At 72.1% G+C, this 19376-nt stretch carries 34 protein-coding genes; all 34 read left to right on the forward strand.

Going from position 1 to position 19376, the window contains the following annotated elements; genetic code table 11:
* The first annotated feature begins 43 nt into the window (after window positions 1-43).
* Entirely contained in the window at window positions 44-727 is a 684-nt protein-coding gene (locus tag ACK4TT_RS01490; RefSeq protein ID WP_409639083.1) for a DUF3164 family protein, read from the forward strand.
* Window positions 727-936 (forward strand): hypothetical protein, encoded by a 210-nt coding sequence (locus ACK4TT_RS01495; protein ID WP_409639080.1) that lies wholly within the window; start codon window positions 727-729, stop codon window positions 934-936. Before ACK4TT_RS01490 ends, ACK4TT_RS01495 begins: the two co-directional genes overlap by 1 nt.
* Complete coding sequence (locus tag ACK4TT_RS01500) at window positions 936-1196, forward strand: hypothetical protein (RefSeq protein ID WP_409639077.1); 261 nt, start codon at window positions 936-938, stop codon at window positions 1194-1196. The genes ACK4TT_RS01495 and ACK4TT_RS01500 overlap by 1 nt, the downstream gene beginning before the upstream one ends.
* Window positions 1196-1597 carry a hypothetical protein gene (locus ACK4TT_RS01505; RefSeq protein ID WP_409639074.1) on the forward strand — a complete coding sequence of 134 codons (402 nt, stop codon included), beginning with the start codon at window positions 1196-1198 and terminating at the stop codon, window positions 1595-1597. Before ACK4TT_RS01500 ends, ACK4TT_RS01505 begins: the two co-directional genes overlap by 1 nt.
* Entirely contained in the window at window positions 1597-1860 is a 264-nt protein-coding gene (locus ACK4TT_RS01510) for a hypothetical protein (protein WP_409639071.1), read from the forward strand. Before ACK4TT_RS01505 ends, ACK4TT_RS01510 begins: the two co-directional genes overlap by 1 nt.
* Window positions 1860-2009, forward strand: a complete 150-nt coding sequence (locus ACK4TT_RS01515) for a hypothetical protein (RefSeq protein ID WP_409639068.1) — start codon at window positions 1860-1862, stop codon at window positions 2007-2009. The genes ACK4TT_RS01510 and ACK4TT_RS01515 overlap by 1 nt, the downstream gene beginning before the upstream one ends.
* Window positions 2006-2284 (forward strand): hypothetical protein, encoded by a 279-nt coding sequence (locus ACK4TT_RS01520; RefSeq protein ID WP_410212180.1) that lies wholly within the window; start codon window positions 2006-2008, stop codon window positions 2282-2284. The genes ACK4TT_RS01515 and ACK4TT_RS01520 overlap by 4 nt, the downstream gene beginning before the upstream one ends.
* Window positions 2281-2574 (forward strand): hypothetical protein, encoded by a 294-nt coding sequence (locus tag ACK4TT_RS01525; protein ID WP_410212181.1) that lies wholly within the window; start codon window positions 2281-2283, stop codon window positions 2572-2574. Before ACK4TT_RS01520 ends, ACK4TT_RS01525 begins: the two co-directional genes overlap by 4 nt.
* Window positions 2571-3227 (forward strand): regulatory protein GemA, encoded by a 657-nt coding sequence (locus ACK4TT_RS01530; RefSeq protein ID WP_410212182.1) that lies wholly within the window; start codon window positions 2571-2573, stop codon window positions 3225-3227. The genes ACK4TT_RS01525 and ACK4TT_RS01530 overlap by 4 nt, the downstream gene beginning before the upstream one ends.
* Window positions 3224-3457: a hypothetical protein gene (locus ACK4TT_RS01535; RefSeq protein ID WP_409639055.1), complete on the forward strand. Its 234-nt coding sequence runs from the start codon at window positions 3224-3226 to the stop codon at window positions 3455-3457. Before ACK4TT_RS01530 ends, ACK4TT_RS01535 begins: the two co-directional genes overlap by 4 nt.
* The gene (locus tag ACK4TT_RS01540; RefSeq protein ID WP_409639052.1) at window positions 3454-3672 is read left to right on the forward strand and encodes a hypothetical protein; all 219 of its coding nucleotides are present in this window, start codon (window positions 3454-3456) and stop codon (window positions 3670-3672) included. Before ACK4TT_RS01535 ends, ACK4TT_RS01540 begins: the two co-directional genes overlap by 4 nt.
* The gene (locus ACK4TT_RS01545) at window positions 3669-4040 is read left to right on the forward strand and encodes a helix-turn-helix domain-containing protein (protein ID WP_410212183.1); all 372 of its coding nucleotides are present in this window, start codon (window positions 3669-3671) and stop codon (window positions 4038-4040) included. The genes ACK4TT_RS01540 and ACK4TT_RS01545 overlap by 4 nt, the downstream gene beginning before the upstream one ends.
* Before the next feature lie 156 nt (window positions 4041-4196).
* Complete coding sequence (locus tag ACK4TT_RS01550; RefSeq protein WP_409639046.1) at window positions 4197-4397, forward strand: hypothetical protein; 201 nt, start codon at window positions 4197-4199, stop codon at window positions 4395-4397.
* Window positions 4394-5182: an N-acetylmuramidase domain-containing protein gene (locus tag ACK4TT_RS01555; RefSeq protein WP_410212184.1), complete on the forward strand. Its 789-nt coding sequence runs from the start codon at window positions 4394-4396 to the stop codon at window positions 5180-5182. The genes ACK4TT_RS01550 and ACK4TT_RS01555 overlap by 4 nt, the downstream gene beginning before the upstream one ends.
* A complete protein-coding gene (locus ACK4TT_RS01560; RefSeq protein WP_410212185.1) occupies window positions 5182-5565 on the forward strand; it encodes a hypothetical protein in 384 nt (127 codons plus the stop codon). The genes ACK4TT_RS01555 and ACK4TT_RS01560 overlap by 1 nt, the downstream gene beginning before the upstream one ends.
* On the forward strand, window positions 5562-6332 hold the full coding sequence (locus ACK4TT_RS01565; RefSeq protein ID WP_410212186.1) for a hypothetical protein: 771 nt from the start codon (window positions 5562-5564) through the stop codon (window positions 6330-6332). Before ACK4TT_RS01560 ends, ACK4TT_RS01565 begins: the two co-directional genes overlap by 4 nt.
* On the forward strand, window positions 6329-6556 hold the full coding sequence (locus ACK4TT_RS01570; RefSeq protein ID WP_409639034.1) for a TraR/DksA C4-type zinc finger protein: 228 nt from the start codon (window positions 6329-6331) through the stop codon (window positions 6554-6556). Before ACK4TT_RS01565 ends, ACK4TT_RS01570 begins: the two co-directional genes overlap by 4 nt.
* A 4-nt stretch (window positions 6557-6560) precedes the next feature.
* The gene (locus ACK4TT_RS01575; protein WP_410212187.1) at window positions 6561-6920 is read left to right on the forward strand and encodes a hypothetical protein; all 360 of its coding nucleotides are present in this window, start codon (window positions 6561-6563) and stop codon (window positions 6918-6920) included.
* Complete coding sequence (locus ACK4TT_RS01580) at window positions 6920-7210, forward strand: hypothetical protein (RefSeq protein WP_410212188.1); 291 nt, start codon at window positions 6920-6922, stop codon at window positions 7208-7210. The genes ACK4TT_RS01575 and ACK4TT_RS01580 overlap by 1 nt, the downstream gene beginning before the upstream one ends.
* On the forward strand, window positions 7210-7755 hold the full coding sequence (locus ACK4TT_RS01585) for a DUF3486 family protein (protein WP_409639025.1): 546 nt from the start codon (window positions 7210-7212) through the stop codon (window positions 7753-7755). The genes ACK4TT_RS01580 and ACK4TT_RS01585 overlap by 1 nt, the downstream gene beginning before the upstream one ends.
* Window positions 7752-9254, forward strand: a complete 1503-nt coding sequence (locus ACK4TT_RS01590; RefSeq protein WP_410212189.1) for a terminase large subunit domain-containing protein — start codon at window positions 7752-7754, stop codon at window positions 9252-9254. Before ACK4TT_RS01585 ends, ACK4TT_RS01590 begins: the two co-directional genes overlap by 4 nt.
* 1 nt (window position 9255) lies before the next feature.
* Window positions 9256-10875, forward strand: a complete 1620-nt coding sequence (locus ACK4TT_RS01595; protein WP_409639019.1) for a DUF935 domain-containing protein — start codon at window positions 9256-9258, stop codon at window positions 10873-10875.
* A complete protein-coding gene (locus ACK4TT_RS01600; protein WP_409639016.1) occupies window positions 10876-12222 on the forward strand; it encodes a phage minor head protein in 1347 nt (448 codons plus the stop codon).
* A 375-nt stretch (window positions 12223-12597) separates the two neighbouring features.
* Window positions 12598-13701: a phage protease gene (locus ACK4TT_RS01605; RefSeq protein WP_409639013.1), complete on the forward strand. Its 1104-nt coding sequence runs from the start codon at window positions 12598-12600 to the stop codon at window positions 13699-13701.
* Between the two features lies 1 nt (window position 13702).
* Window positions 13703-14482, forward strand: a complete 780-nt coding sequence (locus ACK4TT_RS01610; protein ID WP_409639010.1) for a hypothetical protein — start codon at window positions 13703-13705, stop codon at window positions 14480-14482.
* A gap of 11 nt (window positions 14483-14493) precedes the next feature.
* Window positions 14494-15378 (forward strand): Mu-like prophage major head subunit gpT family protein, encoded by an 885-nt coding sequence (locus tag ACK4TT_RS01615; protein WP_409639007.1) that lies wholly within the window; start codon window positions 14494-14496, stop codon window positions 15376-15378.
* A 4-nt stretch (window positions 15379-15382) separates the two neighbouring features.
* Window positions 15383-15976, forward strand: coding sequence for a hypothetical protein (locus ACK4TT_RS01620; RefSeq protein ID WP_410212190.1), 594 nt, complete (start codon window positions 15383-15385; stop codon window positions 15974-15976).
* On the forward strand, window positions 15976-16197 hold the full coding sequence (locus ACK4TT_RS01625) for a hypothetical protein (RefSeq protein ID WP_409639001.1): 222 nt from the start codon (window positions 15976-15978) through the stop codon (window positions 16195-16197). Before ACK4TT_RS01620 ends, ACK4TT_RS01625 begins: the two co-directional genes overlap by 1 nt.
* Before the next feature lie 2 nt (window positions 16198-16199).
* The gene (locus ACK4TT_RS01630; RefSeq protein WP_409638999.1) at window positions 16200-16616 is read left to right on the forward strand and encodes a gp436 family protein; all 417 of its coding nucleotides are present in this window, start codon (window positions 16200-16202) and stop codon (window positions 16614-16616) included.
* On the forward strand, window positions 16617-17120 hold the full coding sequence (locus tag ACK4TT_RS01635; protein WP_409638996.1) for a phage virion morphogenesis protein: 504 nt from the start codon (window positions 16617-16619) through the stop codon (window positions 17118-17120).
* Window positions 17117-17566: a hypothetical protein gene (locus tag ACK4TT_RS01640; RefSeq protein ID WP_409638993.1), complete on the forward strand. Its 450-nt coding sequence runs from the start codon at window positions 17117-17119 to the stop codon at window positions 17564-17566. The genes ACK4TT_RS01635 and ACK4TT_RS01640 overlap by 4 nt, the downstream gene beginning before the upstream one ends.
* Window positions 17563-17892, forward strand: a complete 330-nt coding sequence (locus tag ACK4TT_RS01645; RefSeq protein WP_409638990.1) for a hypothetical protein — start codon at window positions 17563-17565, stop codon at window positions 17890-17892. The genes ACK4TT_RS01640 and ACK4TT_RS01645 overlap by 4 nt, the downstream gene beginning before the upstream one ends.
* A gap of 6 nt (window positions 17893-17898) precedes the next feature.
* Window positions 17899-18834, forward strand: coding sequence for a hypothetical protein (locus tag ACK4TT_RS01650; RefSeq protein ID WP_409638987.1), 936 nt, complete (start codon window positions 17899-17901; stop codon window positions 18832-18834).
* Window positions 18835-18928: 94 nt separating this feature from the next.
* Window positions 18929-19360: a hypothetical protein gene (locus tag ACK4TT_RS01655; protein WP_409638984.1), complete on the forward strand. Its 432-nt coding sequence runs from the start codon at window positions 18929-18931 to the stop codon at window positions 19358-19360.
* The last annotated feature ends 16 nt before the right edge of the window (window positions 19361-19376 follow it).

Below are 19376 nucleotides of genomic sequence, written 5' to 3' on the forward strand. Positions count from 1 at the left end.
ACCCCCCGGCGCGCCTCAGCGCCTGACCCTTCGGAGAACGACCTTGAACCCCCTGGAAGAAGCCCACCACGAGATCGACGCCGAGCTGGCGGCCCCGGCCATCCCGCCGGGCGTCGTCGAGGTGAACGGCAAGCCCTACCTGACCGACCCCAAGGGCACGCTGGTGCCCCTCGAGGCGGTGAAGACCCAGCACCGGCTCGAGGACGAGGTGGTGCGCAAGATCGTCGGCTACGCGGCCCCGCTGTCGGCGCAGATCGCCCGCTTCCGCGAGCATACCTTCGACGACGTCGACCAGTTCGTGGCCCTGCTCGAGCAGCACCACGGCCTGAAGCGCGGCGGGCGGAAGGGCAACATCGTCCTGACCACCTTCGACGGCCTGCAGAAGATCATCGTGCAGGTGGCCGACCAGATCGAGTTCGGGGCCGAGCTGCAGGTGGCCAAGGGGCTGGTCGACGAGTGCCTGACCGAATGGTCGGCCGAGAGCCGCACCGAGATCCGCGCCATCGTCCAACGCGCCTTCAACGTGGACAAGGGCGGGCTGATCAACCGGGCCGAGTTGTTCTCGCTGCTCCGCCTCGAGATCGAGGACGAGCGCTGGCAGCGGGCCATGACGGCCATCCGCGAATCCATCCGGGTGGTCGGCTCGAAGCGCTACGTGCGGATCTACCACCGGGCCAAGGCCACCGACGCCTGGGCTCTCATCTCGCTCGACGCGGCGACCGCGTGATGACCGAGACTCACGCCCCCGCCGTCCGCGCCGCGGCCAGCGTCTCGATCTCGCACTGCGAGCACGGGAGCATCCACATCCAGCTGCACGACGCCGCGGGCGCCGTGTTCGCCACCGCCTGCATGACAGCGGCCATCGCGGTCGACTTCAGCACGGACCTCGTCGAGGAGATCGAGGCCGCGATCCGCGCGCAGGGAGGGCTCAACTGATGACCCTCCTGACCCACGAGCACGTCCGGAGGATCGGCGAGGCGGCCGCGCTGATGACGGCCCACGGCGACGTCCTGTCGGACTTCGAACGCGAGACCATCGTGGCGGTCTGCCGGTGCTTCCGCGACTTCCGCCGCGAGGCGGCTGTCTCGCACGCCGAATGGACCGTGGTCGAGACGGCGATCGCGGCCATGGCCCGGGAGCTCCGGGCCGACGAGGAGGCCCTGGCGGGCTTCCTGGCCAGGACGAGGGCCGCGTGATGCTGCGCCCCGCCCGCATCCCGGTCATGGCGATCTTCGCCGCCGTCGCCGAGCAGGCCGGCGTCGGGGTCGCTGAGATTCGCGGGCCGGGCCAACCCGCAGAGGGGCCCGCGAACTGGCCCCGGCAGCGGGCGATCCTGCTTGTCCGCCACCTGCGCCCCGATCTCACCCTCGCCGACCTGGGAGAACACCTAGGCGGCCGCGGTAGAAGCGGCATCAACCACATGTTCCAGGTCGCGCGCGACCGCTACTACGACAGCCTTCGCGAGCAGGCGGCGGTGGCGGAGGTGCTGGGACGCCTCGGCCTCTCCGAACTGCCGCCCTACGACCCAAGCTCCCGCCGTGGCCGGAACCTGCCGGGCTGCAAGCGGCCTCGGCCCCAGAGCGAGGCACGCCTCTAATGGCCCGCCACCGTCGCCGCCGCCCCCTGCTGCCCACGGTCTGGCTGGACTGGACGCCGGACATCGCGCGCCTGTTCGCCCTGGTGCCGGCGAACTGGACGCCGCCGCTGCGCGTGAAGGTGAGCGGCGGGCTGCGGCACGCGACGGTGGCGGCCCGATTCCGCACCCCCGCCGGCCACGTCTCGACGGCGCGGGTGCGCCTGGACGAGGCCGCCCAGGATCTCGCGACGGTCTCGGCCGCCGCTCGCCCGGAGCCGCGCTGATGGCCCGCGCTCCAGCCCAGCAGCCCAGCCGGCCGTTCGTCCATCCCTGCGCCTGCGGGGCGTGGGGCTGCTACGGCCTGGGCGGCGCCTGGTTCTGCCGGCGCTGCGTCCCGGCCGGCTTCCTTCCCCATGACCGGAGGCCCTCGTGAAGCGCCCGCCCCAAGCCAGCGTCACCTTCCCACCGTGGAGCGACCGCTTCCGCGAGCTCTTCGACCTGGCGGCCGCCGATTGGACGCCGCCGGAGCACATCAAGAGCACCCTGAACGCCGCCCGCGACCGGCTCGTCCTCGAGGGGCGCTTCTGGCGGCCGGACGGCACGCGGGTGAAGCTCAAGACCTTCCTCCGCCGCGAGGGCGAGGACTGGTTCGTGATCGAGCGGAAGCTCGACGTACGGCTGACCTGGAAGCCCGAGGTGGTCCAGTGAGCGCCGATCCCGACGCGCTGCGGCTGCAGGCCATGGAGCGCGACTTCGCCGACGTGATCGCGCGGGCCCGCGCCGGAGGGGCGGACCTGGCCGACGTGCTCGCCTGCGCCGCCCAGGCCATTGGCCGGACCATGGCCGCGATCCCCGACGACACGGCGGCGTGGGAGGGCCTCGTCGGCGTGACCATGGTCGCGCGGCGGGCCTACCGCGAGGAGCGCGCCGCCATGGCTCGGGCCGAAGGCGTCGTCTATGGCGCCGCCGGCGCCAGGAACCGGCGGGGGCGTCGATGACCGCCGCCGCTCGCCAGCAGGTCAGCGCCGGCCGCCGGGCGATGCTGGCCAAGGTCCACCTGGCCGCCAAGGAGCTCGGCCTGGCCGACGACGCCCGCCGGGACGTGCTCGAGCGGATCGCCGGCGCCCGGTCGTCGGCCGACTGCACCGACGACCAGCTGGACGCCGTGCTGCGCGAGTTCCGCCGCCTGGGCTGGACCCCGTCGAAGGCCGCCCCCGGCAAGCATCCCCGAGCGCGAGGCGCCCGGAAGCCGGCGCCCGCGAGCCACCCGGTGGCGCTGAAGGCCCGGGCCATGTGGCTGTCGCTCTGGAACCTGGGCGTGGTGCGCCAGGGGACCGAGACGGCCCTGGAAGCCTTCGCGGCGCGCCAGCTGGGGGTCGACCGGCTCCAGTGGGCCGACCAGGCGCAGGGCTACCGGCTGATCGAAGCGCTGAAGGCCATGGCCGAGCGCGCCGGCTGGTCGCAGGAGCTGTCCGCCCTGGTGAAGCCGGAGCGCCGCCTGTGGGCCCTGAAGGCCCGCCTGGTGCAGCGCCAGGCCGAGATCCTCGGCCGGCCGCCCCTGCAGCTCCACGACACGACCGAGGCCGACCTGGACCGGCTCGCCCGCGAGCTCGGGCCGCAGGTGCGGGCGTACAAGGCGCTCTGCGAATGAGCCAGCCCTTCCGCGCCAAGGTCAGCCGCGTCATGGAGCCGCCGGAGGCACAACGGCCCATGTTGGTCGTCCAGCTGCTCGATGCGTTTGGCCGGGGCTGGCTCCTCGTTCCGGCCGTGCCGGGGGTCAAGAAGGGGGACATCGTCAGCGTCCGGCCGGTGGGCGACCCGCTATTCGACCCCTGGCAGCTGGCCCCTTGCCTGGCCGTCGCGCGGGCGACGATCCCATGACCGGCGCGGACCTGTTCACCTGGCGCGACGAGGTCGAGGCGCGCGAAGCGGCCCAGGCGGCGGAAGCCGCCCGGGAGGCCGCGGCGCGTGCGGCCCGGCGCGCGCCCCATGGACAGGTCCACGCCCGCCAGCAGCGCCTGGCCGAGGCCACCACGGCCGCCCTGCGCGCCGAGCTCGAGCTGGCCCGCATCCGCAGGGAGCTCGGCGCCCGATGAGCCGGCTTCCTGGCATCCTTGGCGAGATCGCGCGCGTCGCCGGCGCCTCGGCGGCCACGCGGTTGGCCTGTGCGGCCGGCGGCACGGAGATGAAGTTCTCGGCCCACCCGGGCGCCGCCCTCGCCAAGATCGTCGGCGCCGAGGCCGCCAAGGCGATCGTCGCCGAGCTCGGGCCGGAGAAGTACGTCATCCCCATGGCGCACCTACGGGGACAGAAGGGCCGCCAGGCCGCCGCGGCCGAGATGCTGGCGCAGGGCGCCTCGGCCAACGTCGTCGCCAAGGCGTGCGACGTCCACGAGCGGACGGCCCGGCGCGTTCGTAAGCGGATGCTTGAGACGCGGGCGCTGCCGCTCTTCCCGGACGAATGATCCGGACATCTGTCAGGGGCTAAACCGCCCCGAAGCTCAGCCAGACTGCACACGACAGATCGGCCGGCGCAAGCCGGCTTTCGTGCAGGCCGAGCGTTGAACACCGCACCCCATCCATTCGTTCCGAAAGACGGCGCCGTCGCGCCGATCGGCTGGGTGCGCGAGCACTTGTCGGACGGCATGGGCGCGGTGCTGCGCCGGGCCTGCCTGGACCACGGCGAGCCGGCCGAGGAGGCCGTCACCATCCAGGAGCGCCGGGCGCACTTCTTCGCCCGCATCCGCTGGCCGCGGGCCGACATCCTGCTTCCGCTCTCGGGCCAGGCCCCGCTCGGCGCGCTCGTGGGAGAGGGCGCATGAGCCTTCGCGCCATCCAGCAGCAGCTGAAGGACGCCGGCTTCTACGCCGGCGCGGTCGACGGCAAGTGGGGCAAGGTCAGCCAGGCCGCGCTGGACCACGCCCTCGAGCTGGCGGTGCTGGCGAAGGACGACGTCGCCTTCGCCGAGCGGCCGCCGCTGGGGGATCGCGACTTCGCCGACGCCGCGGTTCTCCTCGGCAGCGACGTGGCGAAGATCCGCGCCGTGGTCGCCGTCGAGAGCGGCGGCGGGTGGTTCACCGACATCCGGAAGGACATCCTGGACCTGGACGGGCCCGGCGGGTTCATCGACGGCGACGTGCTGCCGAAGATCCTCTTCGAGGCGCACCTGTTCTCGAAGGCCACCGGCGGCCGGTACGACAAGACGCACCCGAACATCAGCTCGCCCGCCTGGAACCGAGCGCTCTACATCGGCGGCCAGGCCGAGTATCAGCGGCTCCACACGGCGATGCTCCTCGACGAGGAAGCCGCGCTGAAGTCGACGAGCTGGGGCCTGGGCCAGATCCTGGGCTCCAACTTCAAGGCCGCCGGCTACCGGAACGTCTTCGCCTACGTCGAGGCGATGAAGGCCAGCGAGCGCAACCAGCTCCTCGCCCTCGTCAACTTCATCAAGAACACGCCTGGCCTGCTGGCCAAGTTCCACCAGATCGGCGCGGACCCGGCTTCCTGCGCGGCGTTCGCCGCCGCCTACAACGGGCCCAGCTACGCCACCCACAACTACGACGGCCGGATCGCCCAGGCGTACCAGCGCGCCCGGAGGGCCGCGTGATGCGCTCGCTCCCGACGCCCGCCCTGAAACTCTACCCCGGCGAGATCCGCGCCCTGCTGGCCGTGGCCGGCCTGGCGGCGCTCTTCGCCCTCCTGATCGCCTTCGACCTCTTCGGAGCCTACCTCATGAAGAAGATCCAACTGGCGGCCGCCCTGGCCGTCGCCGCGCTGTCGCTCACCCTGGGCGGCTGCGCCGCGACCGGCGGGGCGGTCAGCGCCCTCGGCGTTCTCCAGGCCGCCGGCCTGACGGTGGACGCCTATTGCGGCCTCGCGCCCGAGGGCCGCGCCGAGATCCGGCGGAAGATCGGCCTGAAGGCCCGCCTGATCGCCTGCCCCGGCGACGCACCGGCCGCCGGCCTCAAGACGGGCGACCTGGTTCCGTGAGCGCCCGCCCGCTGATCGCCGTCCATGGGTTCATGTACGACCCCGCCGACAAGGGCGGGTCGAACGATCCTGCGCCGTTCTTCGACTACATGGCGGGCATCAGCGGGTGCGAGGTCATCGGCTTCGCCTGGTACTCCGCGCCCTTCGGCCTGCGCATCGCCCGGCCGTTCCACTCGGTCTATCAGACCGCCCGGGCCTGGCTGACGTCGTGGCTGACCGGCCACCTGCATCCCTACCGTCTGGCCTGGGACCTGGCGTCGAAGGCCGCCGCCGACCTGGTGGTGAAGGTCCAGAACACCCCGGGCGTCGTCGACCTGGTGGCCCACAGCCTGGGCAGCCGGGTCGTGCTGCTGGCGATGCTGGCGCTGCCGAAGGGCAAGGTGGGCCGGGTGGTGATCTTCAACGGGGCCGAACTGGCGCGGAACGCGCGGGCCTACGCGCCCCGGCTCGACGCCACCGTCCTCAACCTGGCCGTCCAAGGCGACCGCGTGCTGCAGCACCTGGGCGCCAACTTCAGCGGCGACGGCGACGGCTGGTGCATCGGCACGGTCGGCCTCCAGCAGCGTCGCCCGACCTGGCGCGACGTGTTCCTGGACGACAAGCGGGTGGAGTCGGTCGCCAAGGTCCGGCGCGGGTGGACCGTGCGGGGCGTCGCCCCGAACGACTTCCTGGACCACGACGCCTCCTACCGCTTTCCGGGCAACGCGGACCTGGTCCGCGCCTTCCTGGCCGGCGACAACCTCGACGACCTGGCGGCCGCCTGGTGAGCGACGTCATCGACCAGGCCCAGCACTTCGAGGCGTTCCGCAGGGACCTCGCCGTCCGCGCCGCCCGGGCGGGCGCCCACGAGCTCGCGTCCCCGGCCGCCTTCGGCCTCTGCGAGGGCTGCGGCGATCCGATCGAGGCGGAACGCCGGCGCGCCGCGCCCGGCGCCCGCAAGTGCCTCCTTTGCCAGGAGGCGGCCGAGCGCCGCCTCAGAACCCACAGGTGACCGTGTGCTGAAGGCCCTCGCTGAGTATTGGCCCATCATCAACGTCTTCTTCGGCGGCTTCTTCGTGTGGGTGTGCTGGTCTCTGCGCCAGCTCGCGAAGAACGAGATCGAGAAGTCCGCCTTGGCGCAGGACAAGCGCTTGGCGCAGCTGGACGGCCGGGTCGACGGCCACGACACCCGGCTGACCAAGGTCGAGGGCCACATCGTCGAGATCCGTAACGACGTCGAGGCTTTGCCGACCAAGGCGGACTTCGCCCGGCTCGAAGGCGAAGTGAAGGGCGTCGGCCTCAACGCCGCCGCGGCCGCCAACGGCGTCCAGCGGATCGAGGGCTTCTTCCTCAAGAAGGGCGTGGAGAGCGCGTGATGCAGTACGGCGACCATCACACCAGGCACCTGCGGATCACGCTGCTGCGCCTCATGGAGCAGCCGCCGCACACGGCCAACTCGTCGCTCCTGTGCGACGGCTGCGACGCGGTGGGCCTGCCGACGACGCGGGACCGCGTGAAGACCGAACTGGCCTGGCTGGCCGAGCAGGGCCTGGTCAGGACCGCGACGCTCGAGAGCGGCCTGGTCCGCGCCACCCTGACCGAGCGCGGGCTGGACGTGGCCCGGGGCCTGGTGCAGGTGCCCGGCGTGAAGGCGCCCGGTCCCTGATGCCGCCGCGCGGGTTCGCCTCCAAGCTGCCGAAGGATCTTCGGGAAGAGCTGGACCGCCGCATCGTCGACGGCTCGCTCACCGTGGACGACGTCTGGGCGTGGCTGCGTCAGGAGGGCGTCGAGGTCGGCCGCTCGTCGGTCCACCGGCATATCCAGTCCGTCGAGGAGACCGCCGCCCAGATGCGGGAGGCCCGCGAGACGGCCTCGGCCCTGGTCGGCCAGCTGGGCCCCGACGCGGCCGAGGGCAAGATCGGCCAGCTGCTGATCGAGATCGTCCAGAACATCGCCTTCAAGATCGCCCGGGAGAAGCTGACCAACCCGGACGGGCCGGGGCTCGACATGGAGGAGCTGATGTTCCTCACGAGCTCGGTGCAGAAGCTGGTCTCGGCGCAGAAGACCGACCAGGACCGCATCGCCAAGATCCGGGCCGAGACCGCCAAGTCGGCGGCCGCCGCGGCCGAGACCGCGATGAAGAACCGCGGCATGTCGGCGGACACGATCCAGGCCATCCGCCAGGCCGTGCTCGGGGCGGCGGACGGATGAAGCTCAGCCCGCAAGCCGAGTGGGGCCGCGCCGAGGCCGCCGCCCGGGAGATCGCCGCCGCAGAGGCGGCGTTCGCACGCCTGCCGAAGGGCGACGTGCTGCTGGGGTACCAGGCCCGCGCCGTCAACAAGCTGTTCGCCGGCGTCTCGCTCCTGGTCATCGAGAAGAGCCGCCGGATCGGCCTGACCTGGGGGCTGGCGGCCTACGCCGTGATGAAGGCCGGCGCCCAGCCCAGCGCCGGCGGCATGAACGCTTGGTACATGGGCTACGACATGGAGATGGCGCGCGAGTTCATCGACGCCTGCGCCATGTGGGCCCGGGCGTTCGGGATCGCGGCCGAGGCTTCGGACGAGGAGCTGCTCGACGGGGACGTCCAGGCGTTCCGCATCCGCTTCGCCTCGGGCTTCAAGATCGTCGCGCTGCCATCCGTCCCGCGCGCCCTGCGCGGCAAGCAAGGCCTGGTGATCATCGACGAGGCGGCGTTCCACAAGGATCTCGCAGAAGTCCTGAAGGCCGCCCTGGCGCTCCTGATGTGGAGCGGCCAGGTGGTGGTGGTCTCGACCCACGACGGGATCGCCAACCCCTTCAACCTGCTGCTGGACGACGTCCGCGGCGGCCGCCGCAAGGGCGAGCCGATGACGATCACGTTCAACCAGGCCATCGAGGACGGGCTCTTCGAGCGCATCGCCATGATGGCCGAGCTGAAGGGCCGTCCGCTCGAGCTCGGGAAGGCGGAATGGATCGCCGACATCCGGGACACCTACGGCGACGACGCCGAGGAGGAACTGGACTGCGTTCCCAAGGAGGGCTCCGGCTCGTGGCTCGACCCCGCCGCCCTGGCGGCCTGCGAGCACCCGGACGCCGGCCGGCCGGAGCTGTACGGCGGCGGCCTCTACTACATGGGCCGCGACATCGCCCGCCGGCGCGACCTGGCCGTGATCCACGGCTTCGAGGAGGTCGGGGACGTCCTGTGGCTTCGCGACCGGTGGCTGGGCCGGGCCGCGACCTTCCAGGCCCAGGACGACGAGGCCGGCCGCCTGATCCGCTCGCGCCGCATGGTCCGGTACTGGCTCGACCAGACCGGCATGGGCGAGCCGATCGTGGAGTCGGAGCAGCGCCGTTATGGCGAGACCCGCGTCCAGGGCGTGTTGCTGACCGGCCCCAACCGCCTGGACCTAGCCATCGCGCTGAAGGAGCGCGTGGACGCCTGCAAGCTGCGGGTGCCGCCCCGGCCGGAGCTGCGCACCGACTTCCGGGCGATCAAGAAGAAGGGCGGGATCGCGGGGTCGATCACGCTGGTGAACGAGGGCGACGTCCACGCCGACGAGTTCTGGGCCGCCGGCCTGGCGTGCGGCGCGGCGCGCACGCCCTACCAGCCCTACGCCTACGAAGCCGTTTCCGGCCGGGACATGAGCGGCGAGAGCCCGCTGGCCCGCCGGCGTCTCGAGAACGAACACGGCGGCGGCCGCGAAGGCGGCTTCCGCGGATACAGGTGGTGATATGGCGCAGCTGCTCGATCATCGCGGCCAGCCGATCAAGGTGAACCGCAAGGCCCTCGCCGAGGAGGTGGCGCGGCCCAGCCTGACCGGCGTCCGCCAGGCGTGGGACCCGGCCTCGGCCGTCGCCGGCCTGACGCCCGAGCGCCTGGACGCCATCCTGCGCCAGGCCAACCAGGGCGACCTGCATGCCTTCCTGACCCTGGCCGAGGAGATGGAGGAGCGCGACCCGCACTACGGGTCCGTCCTGCAGACGCGCAAACTCGCCGTCCTGGGTCTGGAGCGGAAGCTGACCTGGTCGAAGGGCAAGGAAGACGACCCGCGCGCGGCGGAGATCCAGGAGGCGTGCGAGGATCTCCTGCAGGCCGACGAGATGGATGACCTGGTCGGCCACCTCCTGGACGCCATCGCCAAGGGCTACGCGGCGCCCGAAATCTGCTGGAGCACGGCCGGCCAGTGGCGGCCCGAACGGTACGAGTGGCGCGATCCCCGCCATTTCGAGTTCGACCGGGAGACGGGACGCGAGCTGCGCCTGAAGGAAGCCGGCGCGGTCGGCGGCCTGCCCCTCGAGCCCTACAAGTTCGCGGTCCACATCGCGTCCCGGAAGTCCGGTCTGCCGGCCCGGGGCGGCCTGGCCCGCCTGGTCGCCTTCAGCTTCGTCTGCAAGCTCTACGGCCTGAAGGACTGGATGGCCTACGCCGAGATCTTCGGCATCCCCCTGCGCCTGGGCCGCTACGACGGCTCGGCCTCTCCCGACGACGTGGCCGTGCTGAAGCGGGCCGTCTTCGGCCTGGGCTCGGACGCGGCGGCCGTGCTGCCCAAGTCCATGGACATCGAGTTCCCCGAACTCGGGAAGGCCACCGGCGGGGCTGAGCTGTTCCAGGCGCTGGTCACCTGGATCGACAATCAGGTCTCGAAGGCCGTGCTCGGCCAGACGGGCACCACGGACATGCAGTCTGGCGGCGGCTTCGCCCAGTCCAAGGTGTTGAACGAGGTCCGCGCCGACCTGACCAAGGCCGACGCCAAGGGCGTGGGCGGCGCCATCACCCGCGCCGTGCTGACGCCCTTCGTGCTGTTCAACTGGGGGCCGGACGCGCCGGTTCCCCGTGCCGAACTGGTCATCGAGGAGCCCGAGGACGTCCAGGTGCTGGGCGAAGCTTTGGAGCGCCTGGTGCCGCTGGGCCTGCGGGTCGGCCAGGCCGAGATCCGGAAGAAGCTGCGCCTCTCGGAGCCCGCCCAGGACGAGGAGATCCTCGCTCCGCCGGCCGAGGCGGCCGCCGCGGCGACCGAGGCCCCGGCGGACGGCGAAGACGCCGATCGGCGCGGTCTCGGCCGGAACGGCTCGCGCCCGGCGCTGGCCCGGCAGGCCGGCGCCGGCGGCGTCGACGACGAGCTCGACGAGATCCAGCAGCTGGAGTTTGGCGAGTGGCGGCGGACCTTCGGGCCCGAGGCCGCCCGGGTGGTCGACCTGGTGCGCGGGGCCGGCAGCTTCGACGAGATCGTCCAGGGCCTGGAGACCATGGCCGGCGACCTGGCCGCGCCCGAGGCCGCCCGTTCCCTGGCCCGGGCGATGTTCCAGGCCGCCGTGCTGGGCGACGGCCGGGCCCGCCGCAAGGGGGCCTAGGTGGCCGACCGCTGGGACTTCGACGCTACGCCGGACCCGCGCGCGGTTTCGTACCTCGAGGGCAAGGGGCTGCAACGGTCCTGGCGCTGGACATCGATGTGGGAGGCCGAGCACGCCTACGGCTTCACCCTGGCCGGCGTCCACCGCCTGGACGTCCTGCAGGCGGCCCACCAGCTGGTCACCGAGGCCGTCTCCAAGGGCGAGACCTTGGAGGGGTTTCGAAGCGCCTTCGAAGGGCGTTTGCAGAAGCTGGGCTTCGCCGGCCCGCAGGTGGTGACCGACTTCGAGGAGGGGCCGCGCAAGGTCGACCTCAGCGCCCCGTGGCGCACCCGGGTGATCTACGACACGAACGTCCGCCAGGCTTACGCCTCGGCCGAATGGGCGGCGATCGAAGACACGGCCGCCGACTTCCCGGCGCTCCAGTACCGGCACACGCCGCAGGAACACCCCCGGCTGCAGCACCTGGCCTGGGACAAGGTGGTGCTGCCGGTCAACCACCCCTTCTGGAAGACGCATTTCCCGCCCAACGGCTGGTTCTGCAAGTGCTGGACCCTGCAGGTCTCGGTGGACGAGCTGGCGTCCGGCTCGGTGAAGCTCACCGACGACGACGCCCTGCGGGGGACCGGCTACACGGCCGACCAGCGCTACTGGACCGAGTTCGAGGACAAGCGCACCGGCCGGACTGCGCTCGTCCCGCAAGGCGTCTCGCCCGGCTTCGGCTTCAACGCCGGCCTCGAGCGCCGGCGGAACCTCGGCGACCTGGTCGCCCGCCGGGTGGAGGGCATGGACCCCAACATGGCCCGGGCGGCCGCCGCCGACCTGACGAACCTGCCCGCCTTCCACGATCTGGTGCAGGACGCCGTCGCCCTGGGCCAGGGGCGGGCGGCGGCGCGCGCGGCCGCGGCGGCCAGGCTGAAGGGCGGGGCGGCCACGAAGGCCGAGATCGACCAGGCGGCCCATGACGCCGCCGATGCGGCCGGGCGCTTCCCGGCCGACAGCTGGCCAGTCGGTGTGGCGCCGGCCGACATGCGCGCCCTGGCGCCCGACGCCGGCCAGGTGGTGGTCGCCAATGCCTCGGCGATCGGCCACTCGGCCCACCTGCACCCCACCGCGCCGGCGGACTGGCGGCGCGTCCAGGCGCTGCTCGAGCGCGGCGAGATTCTGCGGGCCCCGAACGGCGAGCTGACCGTCTTCGGCCGGTTCGAGGAGGAGGGGTCGGCGCGGACGTGGATGCTGGCGCTCAAGCCCGTCGCCGGCGCCTGGCGCGTCCGGACGCTCTACAGCGCCTCGCCCCGCCGGCGCGCCAAGGCGCGCGAGCGCCTGGAGCTGGTGCGGCCCGAAGCCTAGGCGTGTTGAGCTGGGGTGAAGTGGGCGGCCAGGGGTACGCAACCCTCCCCATCGGTCCGGCGGGTCGCCCCGCAAGCCGGCTTCGCGAATTGGCTTAGCCGCCCACCACCAATATGCGCTCCCGGGGTCCGAATTGGAAGGGGCCGCCGAGGCCCGGAAAACGGCTGCTGACGGGCTTGGCCGAGGTTCGGGGCGCGCCCACGCTAGCCGAAGACGGCTTACGGGCCTGTGGCGCCCTTTGACGGCCTTTGACGGGGCGTTCGGAAGCGGGGGCTGGCCTGCGGATCGGGCCGGGCGGCGCGGCCGGGGCCTCGTGGCGATCCGGACAGTTGTCCGGGGCTACAGCGCCGCCGGTGCTCCGGATACTGGCCCGGCATGTCGAAACCGGCAATCCAGAAACCGGCCCAACTCGGGGGTCACCATGTAGCCGCCCAGCTGCAGCAGGGGGCGAGCGTCCTGGCGCTCGCCCTCTGCAACGCGCAGGACGGCGGCGAGGTGGCCTTCGGCGACGGTCTCGAGCTGGCGACCACCCGCGCCGGCGACCAGGTCTCCGTTCCCGATTGGGTGCAGATCTTCCCGGCGGGACCGGAGATCGTGGCCCGCGACGGCCGCACCTGGACCCTTCCCGAGCCGCAGGCGCTGGTCGAGGCGTTCCTCCGCAACCAGGCGGACCTGCCCTTCGACCTGGAGCACGCCACCGAGGTGAAGGCCCCGAAGGGCGAGCCTGCGCCGGCGCAGGGTTGGGTGAAGGAGCTCCAGGTCCGGGCGGATCGCACCGTCTGGGTCCGGGTCGACTGGAACGAGGCGGGCCGGGCGGCCATCGCCTCGAAGTCCTACCGCTACGTGTCCCCCGCCTTCCGGTTCACCAAGGAAGGCCGCGAGATCGTCGCCGTCACGTCCGTGGCGCTGACCACCCAACCGGCCCTGACCATCCCGGCGCTCGCCAGGACGAAGGGCGGCAACCCCGAGCAACAGGAAACCATGACGAAGCTCACCCTCGTGGCGCTTGCGTCGGCGGCCGGCCTCGAAGCCTCCGCCACGGAAGACGCCGTCCTGTCGGCCATCGCGGCGAACGCCCAGGCCGCCAAGGACATCAAGGACCCGACCAAGTTCGTTCCCAAGACGGACCTGGACGCCGCCCTCGCCCGCGCCACCTCGGCGGAAGGCAAGCTCCAGACCATCGAGGAGGCCGCCGCCGAGCAGAAGGCGGCCGGCCTGATCGACCAGGCCATCGAGGACGGCAAGATCCCGCCAGCCTCCAAGGAGCACTGGCTGGGCCTGGCCCGCGACAACTTCGAGACCGCGGAGAAGGCGCTCGCCTCCATGCCCAAGGTGCTCGAGGTGACCAAGAAGGCCCGGAAGGTCGAGGGCGATGGCGCCGTCGACGAGAACGGCCTCACCGACGAGCAGAAGGCCATCTGCCGCACCCTCGGTGTGGAAGAGAAGGATTTCGCCGCCAACCTGAAGGAGCAAGCCTGAGATGGCGCCCCTGTCCGCTGAACGCCTGCGCAAGACGCGCTCGGGCGACGATCTGAATCTGGGCGTCAAGGCCGGGATTCAGTGCTACCGCGGCGGCCTGGCCGCCAGCCTGGCCGGCTTCGCCACCCCCGCCCGCGCCGCCGTGAGCCGCGCCGAGGCCGACACCCTGCGCGTCGTCGGCGTCTTCGTCGACAGCGTCCTGGGCGGCGGGGCGGACGGCGACGTCCGCGCCGAGATCGAGACGGGCGTCTTCTGCTTCGCCAACTCGGCAGGCGGCGACGCCATCACCGTGGCCGACATCGGCCAGCCCTGCTTCGTCGTGGACGACCAGACGGTGGCCAAGACGGTCGGGGGCGGGCTGCGGCCCATCGCCGGCTACGTCGACGACGTCGACGCCCAGGGCGTGTGGGTGAAGGTCGGGGACGCTCCCGCGCCGCGCCGGCTCTACCTGAACTTCACCGTGCCGGCGACCGAGCTTGGGGCGGCGACGGCCATCGAGCTGATCTCGCCCGTGGTCGGCGCGATCACCCAGGTGTCGGGCATCGTGCAGACGGCGATCGTCACCGGCGGCGACCTGACCTTCGCCATCGGCGTCACCGCCGTGGACGGCCTGGCCGTCACCTTCGCGGACGCCGCGGCGAAGGGGACCGTCGTCACCGACACGCCCACCGCGGGCCACGCCACCACCATCACGGCGGTCGGCGACCGCATCCAGGCCGTCCCGGCCGCGGCCTTCAACGGCGGCGGCGCGGTGAGCGGCTTCGTCGAAATCACCTACTGAGGACCCAGGCATTGCCCAACGTCATCTCCGCCGGCCTGCTCACGGGCCTCTTCACCGGGTTCAAGACCCTCTTCCAGGGCGGCTTCGCGGGCGTCACGCCGCTCTACACGCGCGTCGCCACCGTCGTCCCCTCGTCAACCAAGACGGAGGACTACGGCTGGCTCGGCAAGTGGCCGAAGATCCGCGAGTGGATCGGCGACCGCCATGTCAACGAGCTGGCCGCGTCGAAGTACTCGATCACCAACCGGTCGTTCGAGACGACGGTCGAGGTCGATCGTGACGACATCGAGGATGACCGGCTCGGCATCTACGCTCCGATGTTCCAGGAGCTGGGCCACGCTGTCGCTGTGTTCCCGGACGAGCTGGTCTTCGGCTTGCTGGCCGCCGGGTTCACGACGAAGTGCTACGACGGCCAGTACTTCTTCGACACCGATCACCCGGTCGGCGAGGGGGTGAAGTCGAACATGCAGGCCGGCGCTTCGACGCCGTGGTTCCTGCTCGACACGACGCGGTCGCTGAAGCCGCTGATCTTCCAGAACCGCCGGGCTTTCGGCTTCGACGCGCTCGACAAGTCGACCGACAGCAACGTCTTCCTGCGCAAGAAGTACATCTACGGCTCGGATGGGCGTTGCGATGCCGGCTTCGGCTTCTGGCAGATGGCCTTCGGGTCGAAGGCCGACCTGACGCCCGAGAACTACGAGCTCGCTCGTGCGGCCATGATGAGCCTGACGGACGACTTCGGGCGCCCGCTCGGCCTGAAGCCGAATCTGCTGGTCGTGCCGGCCTCGCTGGAAGGCAAGGCCAACCGCATCCTGAAGAACCAGACCAAAGCCAACGGCGAGACCAACGAGTGGGCGGGCACCGCCGAGCCGCTCGTCTGCCAGTACCTGGTCTGATCCGATGGCGAAGAAGCCCACCCAACCCAAGCCCGCGCCGGAGGCCGAGAAGGTCGCCGGCGGGGCCGCTCCCAGCGGCGCGCCGACCTCCCCGGCGGCCCAGGAGCTCCAGGCCACGTCGGGCGCGGAAGCGCCCGGCGGGGCCGCCCCTGTCCCGGCCGACGCGGCCTCGGTGCGTATCTCCGAGACGGCCGGCGAGGCGGGCGGCGATTCCACCGCCGCCCAAGCCTCGGGCGGGGCCGCCGCACCAGTCTCGGCGGGCCCGGCTGAGGGCGAGCTCGAGGCCGAGGCTCGGCTCATGGCGGATCTCGGCGGGGAGGTTTGGGCCGGCCTGCCGGCGACGGTGCGCCAGGATCTCGCCGGCCTGGTCCATTCGCTTCACGAGCACACGGCCGCCACGGTCGCCAAGATCCGCGCCATCGCCGCCGAGGCCACCGACCCCGAACTAGTCGAGGTCGAGGTCCGGTCGCGGGACGGCAAGCCGTTCCGCCGCGCGGGCCTGGCCTTCTCGGGCGCCTTCCAGCCGTACCGGGTGACCCCGGCGCAGCTGGCCGCCATCCAGGCCGACCCCGGCCTGGTGCTGAAGGAACCCGCCTGATGGCGTCCGCCGGCTCGCCCTCCACCGTCATCTCGCCGGCCCAGGCGGCTGTGCTGCAGGAGCGTTTCGCCCTGCAGCGCGCCATCGCGCGCGGCGAGTTCGAGGTGCTGCGGGCCGGCGGCGCGTTCATCGCTCCCGAGCACCTGCGCCCCGGCCTGCGGGCCGAGCTGGGCCTGGGCGAGCCGTTGCGCCCCGACGACGCGCGGGCCGAGGCGGGCTGACCATGTCCTTCGCCACCGTCCAGGATCTCCAGGCCCGGTTCGGGGTCGACGAGCTGCGGATGCTCGCCGACCGCGACGGCGACGGCGTGCTCGACGCCGGCGTGGTGGAAGCCCACCTGCAGGACGCCGACGCCGAGATCATGAGCCACATCGGCCTGGCCGTGAGCCAGGTCGACCCCGCCAATCCGCCCCTGAACCTGAAGCGGATCGCCTGCGACATCGCGCGGTACCGCCTCTACGGGGCCAACCCCAACGAGGACGCCCGCGCCCGCTACAAGGACGCCGTCGCCTTCCTGCGCCTGGTGGCCGAGAACAAGGCGACCCTGGACGGCGGGGCCGCCGCCCCGGGCGAGGCCAAGGCGCCGTCCTTGGCCGCCGCCACCGACCCGGGCGTCCGCATCTTCAAGCGGGGGCTGTAGATGGCGGCGCTCGTCAAGATCACCCTGGACGACCTGCGCGTCCGCCAGGCGCTGCAGACCACCCTGGGCCGGGCCCGCGACCTACGCCCGGCGCTGCGGGCCATCGGCCAGGCCGGCGTCGCCCAGACCCGGAAGCGGTTCATCTCCAAGCGCGCCCCGGACGGCTCGACCTGGAAGAAGACGGCCAAGCCCTCGGGCGAGACCATGATCGACAAGGGGCTGCTGCTGCGCTCGATCAGCGCGCGCGCGCCCGAGGCGGACAGCGTCTCCTGGGGCTCCAACCGGATCTACGCGGCCCAGCGCCAGTTCGGCGGCGAGATCCGCCCGGTGCGGGCGAAGGCCCTGCGGTTCCGCATCGGCGGCAACGGCGAGTGGATCTCGGTCGGCAAGATCACCCAGCCGGCGCGGCCCTATCTGGGCGTCAACGCCGACGACCAGGCCGAGTTCGCGGCCATCCTGCTGCGCCACCTCGGCGAGCCGCTGGCGGACGGAGGCGGCGCGTGAACCTGCTGCCGCTGTCCCCCATCGTCACCCGGCTGAAGACGCCGAACCTCTGCCCGAGCTTCCGCCTGTTCGGGACGGCGGCGGACCTGACCGCGGCGGCCAAGGCCCGGACGCCGGCCAAGCTGGCCGCCTACGTCGTCCTGCTGGGCGCCGAGGGCCACGACGTGCGCGAGGGTTCGGGGCCGCTTCGCCAGGACTTCGACGTCCAGGTGAGCGTGCTTCTCCGCCAGGTGCTGTCCGGCCTCGACGGGGCCGCCGGCCTCAAGCAGCTGGAGACGCCGGCCGGCGAGATCCGCGCGGCCCTGTTCGGCTGGCAGCACCCGGACGCCGACCTGCGCTTCACGATCGCCAGCGAGGGCCTCGAGGACTTCGACCCCACGACGGGCGTCACCCTCTACCGCATCGACTTCCAGACCCGCGTTCGCCTGATGGAGCCCCTTACGTGAGCAGGACCCGCCGCAGCCCGGCCCCGGCCGAGGCCCAACCCGACCCGCGCCGCGAGACGCCCGGCAGCTACCACGTCCAGGACGACGGCTCGGTGGCCCGAACGGATGAGCCGCAGCGGCCCGCCGCCTACACGCCGCCCGCGGCGCCCCTGGAGAGCGCCCGGGCCATAGCCGCCGCCCTGACGGCGGCTGGCGCGGACGTGCCGCCGCACATCCAGGCGGCGATCGACGCCGCCACCACCACCCCGCCGACCGGCCAGGCCGGCGAGATCGAGAACAAGTCCACGTCGCCCGCCGGCGGCGCTGGCGAGAGCGAGACGGAGTAAGCCCTCGTGGAAGCCAAAGCCCTTCTGCTGATCAAGCCCGAGGCCGCCTACAACACCGACAGCGAGCCCGCGGCCGCCAACGTCATCTGGGCCGAGAACGTCCAGTACACGCCGCGCGGCCAGTTCGTGGCCGGCGATCCCGCCATGCCCGGCCTGGGCGGCGTCCAGGGCCACACCGTCGGCGAGCACGGCGAGCTGACCTTCGACGTGCCGCTGTCGCTTTCCGGGACTGCCGGCGTGGCGCCGAAGTGGGGCCCGCTGCACAATGCCTGCGGCTACTCCGAGACGATCGTCGCCGACACGTCGGTGACCTATGCCCTGGCCGCCAACCCGGCGGCCTCCACCTCGGTCTCGATCGCCTGGCGCAAGCACCGCCGCCTCCACCGGCTGACCGGCGCGTTCGGCCTGGTGGGCTATGCCTTCGACGAGATGCAGCGTCCGGTCGCGAAGTACCGGTTCCTGGGGCTGAAGACGAACCCGGCGGACGCCGCAGTGCTCGCCCAGGCCGACGCCACCTGGACAGGCTGGGTGGACGTGAAGCCCGTCGACCAGGCGCAGACCGTCTTCACCTTCAACGGCGTGAACCCCGGCCTGCGCAGTTTCTCGATCGAGCAGTCGGACAACCTGGTGTTCTCGGATCGCCCGGGCGAGAAGCGCATCGACATCGCCGGCGCGCGTACCTTCACCGGCCGGGTCCGGCACACGATGATGCTGCCCTCCGAGCTGAACCCGGAGGCCCTGAAGACGGCCGGGACGCTGGTCACGGCCAGCATCGTTCACGGCGTCACGGCCGGGAAGATCCTGACCCTGACCACCAAGGGCCAGATCACCGGCGATCCCAGCTACTCCGACGACAAGGGCAAGGACGTGGTCGAGTACGGCTACGACCCCAAGCCCTCGGCGCTGGGCGTCGACGACCAGCTGACGCTCGTGGCGACCTGAAGGCGGCCCGCCTTCACCCCCGAACCGGGGCGCGCGGGCCTGACGCCGGCGCGCCCTTCCTCTGACCGCCGAGACCGCAGGGAGAACATGGTCCATGGCCCAGAAATTCAACTTCAAGCGGCTCGAGGAGCCGTTCGAGGCCGACTGGCCGGTGAAGGTCAACGTGCCCGAGGACGGCGGCAAGACGACCGTCGAGGAGTTCATGGCGCGGTTCCGGATTGTGCGGGACGCGCAGCCCCCGGCCATCGCCGACCCGGCCACGGAACTGACCGACGCCGAGCAGCAGGCCTCGGCGGAACCAACGCCGACCGAGGCGGCGGCCATCCTGGAGCGCGCCCACCGGAAGCTTCGCGAGAAGGCGGTGGAGCAGTGGCGGGCGTGGTTCGTCGGGTTCGGCAAGCCCACGAGCGGCGAGGAGGAGCTCACGGACGAGGTGCTCTGGAACCTCATCACCACCCCCTACGTGAGGCGCGCCGTCCTGGAAGCGTACGAAGCCTTCAGCCTGGGCATCGCCGCAAAAAACTAGAAGCGGCGGGGCGGTT

Source organism: Phenylobacterium sp., assembly GCF_046463815.1.
Classification (GTDB): Bacteria; Pseudomonadota; Alphaproteobacteria; order Caulobacterales; family Caulobacteraceae; genus Phenylobacterium.

Coding starts and splice junctions, on each gene's coding strand:
- ACK4TT_RS01495 (WP_409639080.1), top strand. CDS start 727: ATGACCGAGACTCACGCCCCCGCCGTCCGCGCCGCGGCCAGCGTCTCG.
- ACK4TT_RS01500 (WP_409639077.1), top strand. CDS start 936: ATGACCCTCCTGACCCACGAGCACGTCCGGAGGATCGGCGAGGCGGCC.
- ACK4TT_RS01505 (WP_409639074.1), top strand. CDS start 1,196: ATGCTGCGCCCCGCCCGCATCCCGGTCATGGCGATCTTCGCCGCCGTC.
- ACK4TT_RS01510 (WP_409639071.1), top strand. CDS start 1,597: ATGGCCCGCCACCGTCGCCGCCGCCCCCTGCTGCCCACGGTCTGGCTG.
- ACK4TT_RS01515 (WP_409639068.1), top strand. CDS start 1,860: ATGGCCCGCGCTCCAGCCCAGCAGCCCAGCCGGCCGTTCGTCCATCCC.
- ACK4TT_RS01530 (WP_410212182.1), top strand. CDS start 2,571: ATGACCGCCGCCGCTCGCCAGCAGGTCAGCGCCGGCCGCCGGGCGATG.
- ACK4TT_RS01535 (WP_409639055.1), top strand. CDS start 3,224: ATGAGCCAGCCCTTCCGCGCCAAGGTCAGCCGCGTCATGGAGCCGCCG.
- ACK4TT_RS01540 (WP_409639052.1), top strand. CDS start 3,454: ATGACCGGCGCGGACCTGTTCACCTGGCGCGACGAGGTCGAGGCGCGC.
- ACK4TT_RS01545 (WP_410212183.1), top strand. CDS start 3,669: ATGAGCCGGCTTCCTGGCATCCTTGGCGAGATCGCGCGCGTCGCCGGC.
- ACK4TT_RS01555 (WP_410212184.1), top strand. CDS start 4,394: ATGAGCCTTCGCGCCATCCAGCAGCAGCTGAAGGACGCCGGCTTCTAC.
- ACK4TT_RS01560 (WP_410212185.1), top strand. CDS start 5,182: ATGCGCTCGCTCCCGACGCCCGCCCTGAAACTCTACCCCGGCGAGATC.
- ACK4TT_RS01580 (WP_410212188.1), top strand. CDS start 6,920: ATGCAGTACGGCGACCATCACACCAGGCACCTGCGGATCACGCTGCTG.
- ACK4TT_RS01585 (WP_409639025.1), top strand. CDS start 7,210: ATGCCGCCGCGCGGGTTCGCCTCCAAGCTGCCGAAGGATCTTCGGGAA.
- ACK4TT_RS01590 (WP_410212189.1), top strand. CDS start 7,752: ATGAAGCTCAGCCCGCAAGCCGAGTGGGGCCGCGCCGAGGCCGCCGCC.
- ACK4TT_RS01595 (WP_409639019.1), top strand. CDS start 9,256: ATGGCGCAGCTGCTCGATCATCGCGGCCAGCCGATCAAGGTGAACCGC.
- ACK4TT_RS01605 (WP_409639013.1), top strand. CDS start 12,598: ATGTCGAAACCGGCAATCCAGAAACCGGCCCAACTCGGGGGTCACCAT.
- ACK4TT_RS01610 (WP_409639010.1), top strand. CDS start 13,703: ATGGCGCCCCTGTCCGCTGAACGCCTGCGCAAGACGCGCTCGGGCGAC.
- ACK4TT_RS01620 (WP_410212190.1), top strand. CDS start 15,383: ATGGCGAAGAAGCCCACCCAACCCAAGCCCGCGCCGGAGGCCGAGAAG.
- ACK4TT_RS01625 (WP_409639001.1), top strand. CDS start 15,976: ATGGCGTCCGCCGGCTCGCCCTCCACCGTCATCTCGCCGGCCCAGGCG.
- ACK4TT_RS01630 (WP_409638999.1), top strand. CDS start 16,200: ATGTCCTTCGCCACCGTCCAGGATCTCCAGGCCCGGTTCGGGGTCGAC.
- ACK4TT_RS01635 (WP_409638996.1), top strand. CDS start 16,617: ATGGCGGCGCTCGTCAAGATCACCCTGGACGACCTGCGCGTCCGCCAG.
- ACK4TT_RS01655 (WP_409638984.1), top strand. CDS start 18,929: ATGGCCCAGAAATTCAACTTCAAGCGGCTCGAGGAGCCGTTCGAGGCC.